At 56.8% G+C, this 14700-nt stretch carries 7 protein-coding genes, 2 pseudogenes and 1 CRISPR repeat array; of the genes and pseudogenes, 2 read left to right on the top strand and 7 right to left on the bottom strand.

Features of this window, described 5'->3' with window-relative positions; genetic code table 11:
* Positions 1-157: 157 nt before the first annotated feature.
* Positions 158-355, bottom strand: a pseudogene (locus J0X25_RS24580) (HNH endonuclease); the annotation flags it as partial.
* 207 nt (positions 356-562) lie between these two features.
* Between J0X25_RS24580 and J0X25_RS24575 the strand changes: the two are divergent.
* Positions 563-1375, top strand: coding sequence for a recombinase family protein (locus J0X25_RS24575; protein WP_207290184.1), 813 nt, complete (start codon positions 563-565; stop codon positions 1373-1375).
* Between the two features lie 2104 nt (positions 1376-3479).
* Here the strand turns inward: J0X25_RS24575 and cas2 are convergent.
* From cas2 to cas6, 6 genes and pseudogenes are all read right to left on the bottom strand, one after another.
* A pseudogene (cas2, locus tag J0X25_RS39895) lies at positions 3480-3751 on the bottom strand (CRISPR-associated endonuclease Cas2).
* A 331-nt stretch (positions 3752-4082) separates the two neighbouring features.
* Positions 4083-6314: a type I-D CRISPR-associated helicase Cas3' gene (gene cas3 / locus J0X25_RS24565; RefSeq protein WP_207290183.1), complete on the bottom strand. Its 2232-nt coding sequence runs from the start codon at positions 6312-6314 to the stop codon at positions 4083-4085.
* Complete coding sequence (gene cas5d / locus J0X25_RS24560; protein ID WP_207290182.1) at positions 6315-7031, bottom strand: type I-D CRISPR-associated protein Cas5/Csc1; 717 nt, start codon at positions 7029-7031, stop codon at positions 6315-6317.
* 2 nt (positions 7032-7033) lie between these two features.
* A complete protein-coding gene (cas7d, locus tag J0X25_RS24555) occupies positions 7034-8029 on the bottom strand; it encodes a type I-D CRISPR-associated protein Cas7/Csc2 (protein ID WP_207290181.1) in 996 nt (331 codons plus the stop codon).
* A gap of 1 nt (position 8030) precedes the next feature.
* Entirely contained in the window at positions 8031-11327 is a 3297-nt protein-coding gene (gene cas10d / locus J0X25_RS24550; RefSeq protein ID WP_207290180.1) for a type I-D CRISPR-associated protein Cas10d/Csc3, read from the bottom strand.
* A complete protein-coding gene (gene cas6 / locus J0X25_RS24545) occupies positions 11324-12058 on the bottom strand; it encodes a CRISPR system precrRNA processing endoribonuclease RAMP protein Cas6 (protein ID WP_225896733.1) in 735 nt (244 codons plus the stop codon). The genes cas10d and cas6 overlap by 4 nt, the downstream gene beginning before the upstream one ends.
* Positions 12059-12344: 286 nt before the next feature.
* Between cas6 and csa3 the strand changes: the two genes are divergently transcribed.
* Positions 12345-12980, top strand: coding sequence for a CRISPR-associated CARF protein Csa3 (gene csa3 / locus J0X25_RS24540; RefSeq protein WP_207290178.1), 636 nt, complete (start codon positions 12345-12347; stop codon positions 12978-12980).
* A 475-nt stretch (positions 12981-13455) separates the two neighbouring features.
* Positions 13456-13999: a CRISPR direct-repeat array (repeat unit 37 nt).
* Positions 14000-14700: the final 701 nt, after the last annotated feature.

Raw genomic sequence — 14700 nt, 5'->3', positions numbered from 1 at the left:
AGCTTGAATCACTATACTCTCCCTTTGAAATCAGTTCAAAGCGTTGCTCGAGTTGATTGAAAGGGACCGTAGCTTGTTGGATCGTCGCATAAGCTTCCTGCTCAGTAGACAGTTGGGCCTTGAACGAAGGCGCAGTCCCGTTTCCATGAATTGCTTCATGACACTTCTTACAGACAGTAACTAGATTCGTTGTTTTGTGGGATCCTCCTTTACTTTTGGGAACAACATGGTGCGCATGTAACTCCGTATTCCCGTCTGGTCCACCTGATGCACCACAGTTTTGGCAGCTATATCCATCTCGTTGATAGACCTGCTTCCGACGTCGATCCCAATCTGCTGGATAGTCTGTAGCCATTCTATCTACCGATTACACTAAGAGTTGAAAAACGTTCTTAACAAATGAACGGTTGTTTAGATAGGATCTGCTCTAATCTCCGGCGAGATCCTCAGTATCTAATACTCGGCTGTCTTCAGAGGGGGTGTCGAGAAGGTACACCTTTTGCACACCCTGACGAATACCCAGGTGGGTTTAAGTTGACTCCGTGGTGACGAATAAGTAGCCGTGAAAGCCGCCATCTATGCCCGCGTTTCGACGGCCGACCAAGATCTAGAGCGTCAGTTGCACGAATGCCGCGACCATCTCGATTCAAACTATCCCGATATCGACGATACCGACGAGTACGCTGACATTGTTTCCGGCGCCGATAAGATCGGTGGGGACGAATACCAGCGCCTCTGGGACGCGATAGCTGCCGACGAGTACGACGTGGTCGTCGTCCACGAGATTAGCCGTCTTTCCCGTCTGGGACCGACCGAGATTCACGAGTTCATCCAGCACGCCCTCGAGAACGAGACTGGCATCGAGAGCCTCGACGTTGGATTGTCGATTCGAGTCGACGATCCGGCGCTCCAGCAGACGGTCTACACGATGATCGCGAACATCATGGGCGATCTCGCGAAGATCGAGCACCAACAGAAACTGGAGCGGATCAATTCGGGTATCCGTGCCGCGCAGCGGGAGGGAAAATGGACGTCGAAGCCACCACGCGGCTTCTACGTCGGTGACGATAGTCGGCTCCACGTCGACCCAGAAGAGTTCCTAAACGTCCGTCACGCCCTCGAGAGAGTCGATAGCGGCGAGAGTAAGCGACAGGTTGCCGCGGACTCTGGCATTCCCCGCTCAACGCTCACAGACCTCTACAATAACGATGATCGTCGGCAGATGTACCTGTACGGTGAGCACGATGATGAGCGTGTAGAGGCGGCGATTGACAACTTTGGACCGCTGCCCACGCTCGATATCGACAAGGACAACCGCGATCTTGACGAGCGGATCCGCAATATTGTACGTGACGAACTGAACATTGACGAATGATCCGAATTCGAGTCCATCGACCGGAGGATCAGTCAAGAAATCGCCACATCCTCCAAAATAGTAGCGACAGTAGAATGTTTTAACTCCGCGCTTGTTTTCTACGTCGCCTTGACCTCGTGTGGAACCTGCACTACCATTGTGTCGTGTTTCAATCCCGTGGTAGGTTTCTACATCGCCTCGACGATCCCCAGATCCTCGTTGAGTGTCACCCCCTAGGTGTTTCAATCCCGTACTGGGTTTCTACATCGTCCTGACATCAACTATTCGCCGACGATTCAGGCTGACCTGAGTGTTTTTCTACGTCGTCTCGACCGACGAACGCCCCGAGCGTATCCCCGACTGAATTCCGTTTCAATCCCGTGGTGGGTTTCTCCGTCGTCTCGACCTCGCCGAGATACGAGAGGTCGGCTCGGGTGTCGTTTCAATCCCGTGCTGGGTTTCTACGTCGTCTCGACCTACGTGGAACAGAACGGTGGCCGCGCGAACTGTACATTTCAATCCCGCGCTGGGTTTCTACGTTGTCTCGACGCGCTCGTAAGCGGCTCTCGAGGCTGGTCGACCGGCAGTTTCAATCCCGTACTGGGTTTCTACGCCGTCTCGACCCCATCTCTTTGGCGGTCTGTGGGTCGGTGACCTTCTCGTTTCAATCCCGTGGTGGGTTTCTCTGTCGCCTCGACCGTTTTCGCATACCGATATCGGCGGCGAGAATATCACGTTTCAATCCCGTGGTGGGTTTCTCCGTCGTCTCGACGGACAGCCCGATAATCCCCCTCGCCGGACTGTACCTGTTTCAATCCCGTGGTGGGTTTCTACGTCGTCTCGACAGGACGGCGAGCACCGGCCCCTCGATCTCGGCCATGTTTCAATCCCGTGCTGGATTTCTACGTCGTCTCGACCTCCCACGAGCGACACGATCGGCCCGTAGCCGAGATAGTTTCAATCCCGTGGTGGGTTTCTACGTCGTCTCGACTTATCGGCCAATCCGGTACTGGCAAGTCCTGGGGGTTTCAATCCCGTGGTGGGTTTCTCCGTCGTCTCGACTGGGGGGGTCTGCAAGCCGACCCGGGTTTCCGGTTGTTTCAATCCCGTGGTGGGTTTCTCCGTCGTCTCGACTGGGGGGGTCTGCAAGCCGACCCGGGTTTCCGGTTGTTTCAATCCCGTGGTGGGTTTCTACGTCGTCTCGACTCAACTCACGCCAAATCTCAGACAGGCAGCCGATCTGTTTCAATCCCGTGGTGGGTTTCTACGTCGTCTCGACTGCAGCGTAGCATGAACATGCGCGTCGCCACCGAGGGGTTTCAATCCCGTGCTGGGTTTCTACGTCGTCTCGACAGAGGATCCGTGGTCCAGCGGACAAGCCGGTGATGAAGTTTCAATCCCGTGCTGGGTGTCTACGTCGTCTCGACACGACGTTCTACCGCGTCACGCGACCGTGTGTGTAGTTTCAATCCCGTGCTGGGTTTCTACGTCGTCTCGACTCGACGGCCAACGACCCGAAGTGACCGAGTCGGAAGTTTCAATCCCGTGCTGGGTTTCTCCGTCGTCTCGACCAAGCGGACGGCGTACTACGTGGACGGCCACGGTGTTTCAATCCCGTGCTGGGTTTCTCCGTCGTCTCGACGACGCTCGTCATCGTGATCGTCGTGCTGAGCCTCACGTTTCAATCCCGTGCTGGGTTTCTACGTCGTCTCGACGTCGAGGAGATCTGCTTTCGGCCACTTCTCGTTGTCGTTTCAATCCCGTGCTGGGTTTCTCCGTCGTCTCGACGTGCCGGCGCCGTCGATCGACCCCGACAGTTGGACGAGTTTCAATCCCGTGCTGGGTTTCTACGTCGTCTCGACTCACAGCGCGCCGGGATCCCATAGCCATGTCTGCCAGTTTCAATCCCGTGCTGGGTTTCTACGTCGTCTCGACAGCAGCGTTCCAGTACGGGGCGCCAGCAGGAGATGGTGTTTCAATCCCGTGCTGGGTTTCTACGTCGTCTCGACAGGGGGTGATTTCGGACTAAAAGCACCTATAACTTCCTCTCTACCGTTGAGAATACAGCGCTACTTCGTAGACTCCCACCGTACAGATACTTCAAAAGGGTCCACGAAGATTGTTCCTAAATCACGTTTGACTGCTCATCTGGAGGTTCATCCCCGATATCGGTTGTCGCATCGAGACACGCATCACATAGTCGGTAGAGCCGGATTCGATCACCGTCGCTCGGATTAAGGTGCTCTTCGAGTTCATCCTCGAGTTCTACGCCTCGCGTTTCGTGATCTCCAATTCGAAAACGCTGTACTGTCGCCAGGCGCCGTACCGTTCCAGCGTTCGGTACACATGCCGCCGGTTAGTGTCGTTGCTTACGTCGTACGTTACGGCAAGTCTCATCGGATCACCTCTAAGGCGTGGTAGTCCTCTAACAGATGACGACCTGACCGCCATCGATACGCACCTGCGAACCCTGCGTCGTGACGTAGACGACCGAGTCTTCGAACATCACTTCGATTTCTTTCATGAGGGTTCCTCCGAGAGTTCGCCCTCTCAAGTCGTTCCTTCGGCTTGATCCGGTGCAAGTATGACCGTCTCGCCCGCCATGCAGTGTCCACGGACGAACCACGCATCCTATTTCGACTTATTGTTCGTGATCGACGGATTGCCGCTGAGGGACACGGTGTTGATCTGCAGGAGGTCAGAGATATCGCTTCGTCAGGATTCACGCTTAGCTGTCCCGTTCCATCATCCAATCAGATATGAGCCGAGCATGCACTAGGGTCGCGTCCTGCCACAACGCGAGTGAGTCGTGTTCTGTAAGAGGGAGTACATTACCGAACGGACCCAAATGATAGCATTCCCTGGCTTCATATGGCCCTACCGGCGTGTATTGAGCGAGTACATCGCCTGCGATGTCGATATGGTCTACGCCTTTCAGGTACCCCTTTGTGATCTCGATCCTACCTTTTGTAAGTCGTCGTGGAAAACATCCCGCTGCAGACTCGCTGTTTGCTTGCTTGCGCCATGTTGCTGCTTGATTGAACGCTTCAATAGTATACGATCGGGCTTCCGATTGCGTGCCGGTGAGTATCATCCGCCCGGCAGCCCGACGATCGATCTTTCGTAGATGGGCGAGTTCGTCGTCCGTCGGTTGACGCCCGTGCGCATCTTTGAACACCGCCGAAAGCCCGATGTTGTTGGACACGAACCGTCCGGTACCGTAGCGGAGTACGTACCCGAGTTGGTACTCCTTGTAGAACTGATCGCTGTCCGTACAGTCGAGAATCAGTGCTGACAGCGATCCGGGTCGGTAGTCGTGCATTTCCTCGAAGAGTGCCCAAGCGCCACCATCACGGTAATGCATCCTGTACGTCTCGAGGGTTTCCTCTAACTCGTCCCATAGCGCGTCCATGTTTACGACACTGTTGGGCAATCGAGCAAGCCGTTCGGTGAAGTGATCACGAACGATCTCCGGATACAACCCTTCCTGTGGTGTGACACGCTCGCGGAGCGGTTCGTCGGCGTACTCCCAGAGGTAGCGCGTATAGGCGGCACAGAGGAGTTCATAGTACGGCGCCGCGGTCGTTTCGCTAATGCTCTCTCGGAACGCTGTCTGAAGGGCATCCCGGGAGATCTGGTCCTGTTCACACTGTGCAAGGAGTTCTGTATGGGCATCCTCAGAGGTAATGACTGCAATTTCCTGAGTATCAATGCCTGCTCGGGCTCGCATCCGGCCGATCCGCTGAATCGCACTGTTCGCCTCATATGCTGTACAAACTAAGCGCCCAATCGCGTCGAAATCGACACCGACCTCGAGCGCACTGTTTCCGACGACGATATCAGCGTCGTCGATCGTCGCTTGATGATTGTCACCATGCCATCCAGACACTGCGCCAACGGTCAGGTCATCGGGTGCGACAGCTTGGAGTGCGTTCGTGAGTATCTCAACTTCCCGTACGCTATCGACGATAGCGACGGTCTGCCCCACATCACCGGCGTGCCATTCTAGGAGTGTACCGGCTTCATCAGCGAGCCATTCACCATTCGAGAACATCTGTCGGGTCTCGATATGGAATGGTGTTTCGGGGAGGATCTCCCGGGTAGCTGGTGCTCCTGTTGCTACGGCTGTCGACACGGCGTCGGGTCCAATAATCTCTGTCGTAAATGCGTTCCCGAGCTGGTCGATCACTTGAGCGTCTGGCGTCGCCGAAAGGAAGACTAGCGTGTCCAAAAACCGCTGGTCGGTCAACTGCATATACACATCGAGGTGGAAGGGCAGCAATCGCTTCCCCCGCGGATTCGATAGGTGGAACTCGTCGACGACAATCGAATCGACAAGCCCGGGGAACTGGCCCGCGTCCCGTGATTTGACTCGGTCCGTCGCGAGCACAGAGAGCATGTCTGGTGTGGTTAGGATTACCGTCGGCACACCGGCCCGCGAGGCTGATCTGGCATGCTCGAAGGCCTCCATAAATACTGTACCGGTCAGCCGCCCGATAGTGTCCTCGCCAGTGATTGAGCGGACCCGGTCGGTCAGGGGAAAGCTGTTGTCACCGGTATCTATCACGGCACCCGAATCGGTCTCTCGAAGCGTGTGTCCATCGCGACGAGGAGGCCACACTGCGCTGTAGTACTGTTCGAAGCGCGCTCGAATCGACTGTACCTGGTCATCGATCAGAGCTCTGGTCGGGTAGGTTGCGAGGACGATCCACCCCTCGCCGGCCTCTCCGCTCCGGATCGTCGGGGCGAGCCACGAGAGCGTCTTACCGCTTCCGGTTGGATTCACGTTTCCGACGACGTCAATGTCGTCGTCCAAAATGGCGTCCCGCATCCGGAGTTGGTGTTGGTCGGCATAGTTCTCTTCTAGCGGGAAGTACTCGTCTGTATGCTTCCCGGGCATATGGGCGCCCGCAAGCGTTCGCGTGGCGCTGAACAATTCGCCAAAATTCGAGTCCGCCATTTATGCCTCAGCAGTATCGAGGAATCGCAGGTCACTGGGGAACGCCTGTGGATTGTCGTCCCCGAACTCGAAATGCGGTCCCGCGAGGTCGGCGCCTGTGATGAGGTCGACCGGGTTCATACGCTCCCATTCTAATCCGCCCTCGATCGTGTAGGTCGAGCGGTCGATATCGAGATCGGCGATCGGATGTGAGAGCTCGAAACTCCCTTCCTGAATCGGGGCTTCGAATGGGTCGGTTGTGACGCGGGCGAGACTGAGTTTCTTTCCGATGCGTGCATACAGAGGCAACTCGTCCAATACTGTATCTCGAGTCGCTTTGTCGTCACAGATCGCGTACGTTCGGAACGTGATTCCGGGATCGATCATTTTCATGTGGCCCGTCTCCTTGAAGTTCGCCGAACCCCGCTCGCTGGCTTGGCGGAACTCATCGGGCTTCACGGCGAACCGACGTGTGGTGTAGGACGGCTCGTTGCTCGCGACCCCGGGGAAGAGATATACCTCGTTCCCGAACTTGGAGGCGTCGCGATGGGTTACGTAGTGGGGTGTGTGTTCGGCGATCCGGAACGCTGACGGGAAAAGACCTAGCGCATAGTACAGCGCTGTGTGCATCACCAGGGGCCGCGTGAGGAAGGTCTCACCCGCTTCCCGCGAAGCGTAGTAGAAACTATCCTGCAGGGTGAGCTCGATGTTGATGCCGTAGATAGACTCCGAAGGCATGGTTAGTCACCGCCGGGTGCGCGACTGACGTAGTCTTCGACGGCGTCAAGCTGGTCGCTCATGACATCGTGAAGTGTTTCCTCATCCCGGAGGGCTGTCAGCACCTCGCCAACCTCTGACTCAGAGACGACATCAAATTCGAGACCGCGAGTCTCGATAATGTGGTCGTAGGCACCAATAATTGCTTCTTTGACGTCGCTTAGTGGCAGTGTCGACGCCTCTACGACGTCACTTGCGTGTGCGAACTCGTCGCCGGTGAGTTCAGCGACCGTCTCACGAGCGACCTCCAAATTCGCCGGTCCTTCGTCGTGCCCTGCGTATACACCGAGGACGTGGTTCGTAACGTTTCCTCCACGCGTTTCGCCGGCACCGTAGTGATTCGTTCGGTCAAGTACTGCAAGCACGAAGAGGACTTCTTCGGGGAGTGCGCTATCCAGCGTGACGATGCTGGGGAACATCGTGCCGGGTCGGACAAAGTCTGGCGTCCACGTGCCCTGTCCTTCAGCAGCTTCCTGTCGTGTTTCATCGCCGGCCGCTGTCTGGGTGTTCTGCTGGAGTGTGACCGAGGCATCACGCAGTGAGTATGCCGAGTTGTAGTAGACGCGACTCCGCTGGCTCACTCCCTGGTTGCCCGCAGCACTTCCGAAAAGCACACTCTCGGGCGTGTTCTGGCGCATGTCGTTAGGGTGCATGCGATCTTCTTTGCACGGTTCGGATTCCCCACCTAGCACGTCGCGTTGCAAGCTTTTCGCGGTCCGTCGCTCGGCGCCGGGCTGTTTGCGGTAGAACAGATCAACGGCTCGCGTCTCAACGGTGTCCTCACCGGGGCGGCCCATTCGAACAGTCATGGTGTTCCCGCGCTCGCCATCCGTTGTGAAGCGGGCGGGCGCTGTTACCTCTCGCAGGACCTGGATGTGGGTCCGGCGGTTCTGGCGCGTGTTCTTAATTTCTTCCACAGTACCACTTGCGATTGCGTCGGTGAATGCGTCGATATCCATGTTAGTTGGCCTCCGTTGTAATTTCGTCGTCGTTGCTGTCGTCTAGATTGTCAAAGAACTCCTGTTCGCGTTCGCGCATCGCCGCGTTGTAGCCGGCGGCGAGGGAGTTTTCTTGGCGGCGCAGCTCATAGAAGTCGCTGTCACAAATGCCGTAGAAGACATCATCAACGAACGTGCGCGCGAATGAACGAGCGGGCTCCCGAATGTATTTCTCGTCGGCGTATTCGGGGTTGCCATGATTCTGCCGCGCCCGTCGCCCATCGGCCATCACTTTTCCGGCGACAATTTCGACGAGTTCGTCGCGGGTTGTGTTCCGCGTCAGCGAATCCGAGAGGGATTCACACGCTGTTCGGAACAGGCGGCCGTACTCGTAGTTTGATGCACCTTTGCCGGGACTGACGATCTCGAAGCCGTCGTCCGCGAGGTCTATGAACGTGTTTCGCATGTGTGGGTGGGTAAGCGTATCCAGCACGCGGGCGCCGAACTGACCGGGTAGATCCGTGAGTTGATCTGCGGTTCGCCCGGTGAGTGTCGTTTGTGCGCCCGGGAATGGTTGTGGGAGCCGTTCAACCAGCGTCTTGAGTCGTTGTAGGTCGTAGTCATAGCGCCGGTTCGTCAGGTACAGCAACGCACTCTGACGATACAGCGCGGCGCCAAGTTGGGTGGTAATGGTGAGCGTCTGAGGGGTGTCGACGGGGGGTGACTCCGCGTCATCCACTTCGCTCTGCTGATAGAGGACATCCTGCGCCCCGGTTTCGTAGGGGGCGAAATGGCGCTGCAGGGTGTGTTCATCGGGCCCCTTGAGATCACGTAGCGACGCGATCGTCAGATCTGTCTCGAGGTGACGATCGACCGGACCAGGAACGCCCTCGCAGTGGACGGTGCCGTTGAACTCGTCGAAATCGGTCGTCGGGAACGGTGAATCGGTCAGGAGGATGCGTGATCCGGTGAGCCACGCAAAGAGCACGCTCGTATAGATAGCAACGATCCAGCGGGGCACCCGTGTGAGTTCGTTACTACTGTTCGGGCGTACCGGCGTGTCGAGGCGAAATACGCCGACCGCGTTCCCGCCCGTGTAGCCGCTGTCGTAGTTCAGGATGTCCTGTTGGAAGTCCTCGATATCGTTGTCCAAGACCTCTAACACGATTTTTCGAGCGTCTGATCGGTGTTCGGGCTGCCCCGTCACGAGCGCTGCCGCCTGCTGTGCGATGGCACCGGAGTTCGTCGTCAAATGCGAGTGTAGCCGCTCTGCAATCGCGACATCTGCAGGAATATGGAAGTAGTCCGGTGCCGTGAACACGTAGAGTTCGTCCTGATCGGTGTCCGGACTGTGAGTCGCGTTCCGGAGTGTCAGCTCCAAGTTGCACATTTCACAAACGACGCTATTCGGGCTGTCGTGTTCTGGCGAGACCGGTTTCTGGTGTGTGAAGGTAAGCGACCGTCCGATCTGGCCCTCCTTCGTTTTGAACTGTGAGAGCGCTTTGCGCTCTCCGACGAGTTGGTCGTTGCACAATAGGCAGACACGTGGTTGCGAACCCCGCGTATACTCGTCGTATTTTTCTCCGAACGCAGGGTGCGGATATTGCTCGCCATCGACAGTGAGGTATCGTCGCACATAGTAGGAGAGAGCCGCTGGCAGGTTCCCGAGGAGTTCGGTCTGGAACTGTTCGTGCTTGCGCTCCGGAGGCCATTCGTCGTCCCATAGGTCACCGCGGGCGTCATCCCAGTGGGACTGCCATTCGTGATAGTAGTTGAAGACATCGTCGTACGCGGTGTCGAGAATAGTACCTAGTGGCTGTTCCATCCGGTCCTCGTGGTCCAGATAGCACAGAGAAATGACGACGGTTTCGACCCGCAGTTGTTTCGAGAGGACACCGCTCAAGAGATCATCACGGATCGACTCGGTGTCTGTTTCGAAATACTCAGCGAGTGCTTCGACGGCTGCCCCGGAAAGCGACTCCTCGGTGATAACGGCATCGTCTAACTCCTGGAGCAGTAGCTCGCCTGCTTCGGGCACGTTCATCGCTGTTGCAATATCGCGTCTCGCAGCCCGGGTATCCTCAGGGGTTAGTCCGGTGCGTTTGTCGTAGAGGAGTTCTCGATACACCGTTCCGAGGAAGATCCCCAGCGTCTGAGCTTTTACGTGGTTCTTTGGTGGAGCGTCAATGAGCCCCGACGCGACAGAGAACTTCACGGCCCGCTCGTAGATACTGTACTGGTCCACTTCGCCACTTCCCCGGGTGACGCGGTCTTTGACATCTGCTTTGACGGCCGCGAATATGTGTTCGATATCCGCAAAGAGGTAGAGGAGTGGTGGCACGGAGAGGTACCCTCGGGCCCACTGCCCGTCGTCTAAGCTACTTCGCAGCGACTGCTCGCTCGCGAGCGCAGGATTCGAATTGACGATCGCATCCGTGAAGTCCGGGGCAAGCTGTTCGAGTTCGGTATCGATAGCCGCGTCATCAGGCACCGCATAGACGGTTTCAATTCCAGTTTCACTGTCCGTGTCGGCAAGATAGAGGGCGCCTTCGGTGAAGAAGGCGAGCAAGACCGTCTCGTCGGACTCGATCTGATCGGCAATATAGCGGTTGAGTAGATTCGTCGCGATGCCTTTCGTGTCGCCGAGTTCGTGATAGCGGAACGCGACGGCCTCGGATATCTTCGCTATTTTTCCCTCGATTCGCCCGTGGGAAGTTGGTGAATCGAGGCCCGCAGCGGCGTCCATCAGGCGAACCCAGTGTCGCATTTTCCCAAAGAACATCCGGCTGGTGGCGCTCCGGTGGCGCCCGCTCTGGGTTTCGGCGGCGAGAGCACTCGCATGGTAGTCTTCGATGTCGGGATGATCACTACCGACAGGAAGGTCAAGTGTCTCGACAACTCGCTTGATTTCAGCCTCGGTGACATCCTTGTCTTCAGACTCGACGCCGCGGGGCTGCTCACGACGGCGCTGTTGACCGGGGCGGTCCTTGTGGACGTCGTGGACCGCAGCCAGACACATCGCATTGAAGAGTTCGCCGTCCGAAAGCGCGTTATCGGGGTCGAGTTGCCGGAGCGCCGCGTTTACGCGGGCGGCGAAGGCTGGACCGGTTAGGAGGTGCTGGCGGAGACTCTGATCGGTAAACGGTTCGTTGGTTATACGACTCGTATGTGTGCGACTCTTCGCGGGCAGCAGGTCATATCCCGCATCGAAGAGGCCCGGTTCGATACGCCGCCGGAAGTCGAGATAGACCTCTTCGGAGGCGGTGAGTTCCTGTGTATCGTCGCTCGCCGTCACTTCCTCGATGATATCACCGATCATGAGTTGATTTTCACCTCCGTATAGCCACAGCCACGCGCAACGGAACTCCCAACGCCGCCGAACTCCGCAAACGACGCCAATGCCGTCGTCGCTGTCCGAACTGCCTCGCTCGCGTCTTTGAACTTATACGTACACGAGCCGAGGAATCCCTGCCGGAGAATCGGTTTCCCATCCTCGCCGCGGTTGACCATTATCACGTCTGTGTCGTAGGCGTGCTCGTCAGGCTTCTCGATCAGGTTTGCCTCGAAGTCCTCGCGTACGAGTCCGAGCTCGAGTTCGTTTGCCTGCTCCTCTGGCACGGTCTTGTTCCACTTCCGAAGGAGCGAGCGGAAAACGGTCCCTCTCGCGGGGAACATAGCGGTAATCTCGTCTGCTTCCCGGATGCAGGTCGGAGTTCGAAATCGCATCTCGATCTCGAAATCCGGCGGAAGGTCGTCGACGACAGCCGCTGCGTCGGTTAGTAGTTCCTCATGCGTCGCGTTCGTACTAGCGAAGTCCGCAACGACGAACTCTCCGTCGGCTAACTCCAACGAGTCGCCACCAAAGACGAACGCTTCTGCGAGTGCCTCGAATACTTCTTGATCATCAGCGTCAGTCACCCCGAGACGCAGGTCGTAATGTTCATCCTTGTCGACCTGCTTGTGGTGGCGGCGATCACTTCCCGAAAAAGAGCCCAGTAGCCCACTGTTGTGGAGACTGCCAATAGACGAATCGTGGAGCCGTTGGCTCACTGTTGACGAGGATTCGTCCAGCGAAGATAGCAGCGCTCCGTACACCTGATAGCCGTTTGAGGTTGGGACAGGGAAACTATCCCGCGGCTCGAGTGTTAAGTCAACGTGGCGCATATTCTGCACCCGATTCGGATAGTCTCTGTCGTTTCACACGGCTACTTGGGAACGCATTACACTTGATTCTTTTCGCAGTATTGAGATGTTTTTGGTAGAGTGGTATCGTTGGTTGTCGTTTGCATTTCGGTGCAGCAAAACTGTTTTGCAAGTACACTTCCGATTTATCTGCATGCGAACGTATATCTCAACTATCGGATATCACAGCACACGTGTGATGCGGCCGATACTGAATAACGGTATTGACGCCGATGACACCGTCGTGCTACTCCGTCCGCTTGAGGACGAGAAGGAGCAGAGTAAGGATGCGATCCAGGATGTCCGACAGACAGTCCGTGAACTGGGACCAGATACGACAGTTGTGACCGAAGCAATCGATCACGATTCGTTCGAAACAGCAGTACTCGAATGCGTTGATGTGATTGAAGCCGCCAATGGACAGGTTATCCTCAATTTTGACGGAGGACCACGCGAGGTGTTTCTCCCCTTTACTGTCGCAGCCATCTCACGTCCGAATCTAATCGACCAAGTGTTTCAATTTCGAGATACCGATCAGAAAGTGCGGGAACTGTCTCTCCCGAACCTTATGGATCGTGTTCCAGAGGTTGCCGACGAGACATTACAGGCAGTGGGTGAATTGGATGAGGAGGCAACACTACCGTCCATCGCCGAGTCAACCGGAAAGGCCCGGAGTACTGTCGGTCGCCATCTCGACAAACTCGAGGAAGCAAACCTTGTCCGGACCCAGAAAGCAAAGAAAACACGAGAAGTGCGGTTGACGCTCGGTGGACGACTTCGTCTCCAGTGATCCAAATTCGTGGACCTCTTTATACCTGTGTATAGCAAGGATTCACGAACTCTATTTGAGTTCTCACGGCAAGAAAAAGCTTTATTTGGCCTCTTAGGGGTATTTCACCGCCTGTCGAAGCGAGGGAGAAACCCAGCACGGGATTGAAACTGTACGACGGTGACGGTGACGCCGATCACGACGACACGTCGAAGCGAGGGAGAAACCCAGCACGGGATTGAAACATGGCCCGCGGTGTGATGTACAACGTGGCCGGAGACGTCGAGGCGACGGAGAAACCCACCACGGGATTGAAACATGGCCCGCGGTGTGATGTACAACGTGGCCGGAGACGTCGAGGCGACGGAGAAACCCACCACGGGATTAAAACAACATGGTTCTTGACTGGTTGGGATGTTGGCTCAGTCGGGACGACGTAGAAACTCGCCACGGGATTGAAATTGGTTCGTTTTACCCGCCCCGGCGTAATAGTGGTTGTCAAGGCGACGTAGAAACCCAGTACGGGATTGAAACGGTCCATCACAACCCGCTCGCGTGAGAGTGCGTTCGTCGAGGCGACGTAGAAACCCAGTACGGGATTGAAAATCGTCGAACACGAACAGATACGGGACCGCGTCGTCGGGTCGAGACGGCGTAGAAACCCACCACGGGATTGAAACTCAGCGTACGCCAGTCCAACGCGCTCGTGATCCGTCGAGGCGACGGAGAAACCCACCACGGGATTGAAACTGGTGTCCGGTGGCGAACAAATACGCCCCGCACCGTCGAGGCGACGGAGAAACCCACCACGGGATTGAAACATGGTCGTGTTCGAACACGCCGCGGACGGCGTGGGCCGTCGAGACGACGTAGAAACCCAGCACGGGATTGAAACCCGCAGGTGCACGGGCAATCGCAGTTCTCGACGGTCGAGGCGACGTAGAAACCCAGCACGGGATTGAAACATGGTACTCGGCGCTCCGGTCGTCGCTATCCACTACGGGTCGAGGCGACGTAGAAACCCAGCACGGGATTGAAACAACGACATCGAGTCCGGGCACACCGTGCTCATTGGTCGAGACGACGTAGAAACCTCCCACCGGATTGAAACATCACAATCGCGTCCGACCGCTCACGCGAAGCGGGTGTCGAGACGGCATAGAAACCCACCACGGGATTAAAACGACCTGCACACGTACGACCAGACGGTCGGCGTCGACGGGTCGAGACGGCGTAGAAACCCACCACGGGATTGAAACCTCGGACGTGCGCTTCTCGGCCCCGGCCTCGGTACATCGAGGCGACGTAGAATCCCACCACGAGATTGAAACGAGGTCCCGGACTAATCCCAATTATGTGGATAGAGTCGAGACGACGGAGAAACCCACCACGGGATTGAAACTCATGGTATCGACGCCACTGGTCGGCTTTCCGAGAGTCGAGGCGACGTAGAAACCCAGCACGGGATTGAAACGAGGCGATCGCCAACTACGCGAACGCGGTGGAAGCGTCGAGACGACGTAGAAACCCAGCTCGGGATTGAAACGTCGATCGTCGTGTTCGACCACATCTCGATCATCTGTCGAGGCGACGTAGAAACCCCCCGGGATTGAAACAGTGTGACCCCCAAGAGGGTCGCGAGGCGCTGAGTCGAGACGACAGAGAAACCCGCCACGGGGTTGAAACATGAACGTCGCCAGTCCGACGCCGGTCTCGATGAGGTCGAGACGATGGAGAAAAC

Origin of the sequence: Haloterrigena alkaliphila, assembly GCF_017352155.2 — an archaeon.
GTDB classification, from domain to species: Archaea; Halobacteriota; Halobacteria; order Halobacteriales; family Natrialbaceae; genus Haloterrigena; species Haloterrigena alkaliphila.
Note: the sequence above shows the minus strand (reverse complement) of the source record. Positions and strands in the feature narration are given on the sequence as shown.

What these genes read in the sequence shown, in the direction of transcription:
- cas3 (WP_207290183.1), bottom strand. Translation starts at nt 6,314, where the DNA reads ATGGCGGACTCGAATTTTGGCGAATTGTTCAGCGCCACGCGAACGCTT.
- csa3 (WP_207290178.1), top strand. Translation starts at nt 12,345, where the DNA reads ATGCGAACGTATATCTCAACTATCGGATATCACAGCACACGTGTGATG.
- cas7d (WP_207290181.1), bottom strand. Translation starts at nt 8,029, where the DNA reads ATGGATATCGACGCATTCACCGACGCAATCGCAAGTGGTACTGTGGAA.
- cas10d (WP_207290180.1), bottom strand. Translation starts at nt 11,327, where the DNA reads ATGATCGGTGATATCATCGAGGAAGTGACGGCGAGCGACGATACACAG.
- cas5d (WP_207290182.1), bottom strand. Translation starts at nt 7,031, where the DNA reads ATGCCTTCGGAGTCTATCTACGGCATCAACATCGAGCTCACCCTGCAG.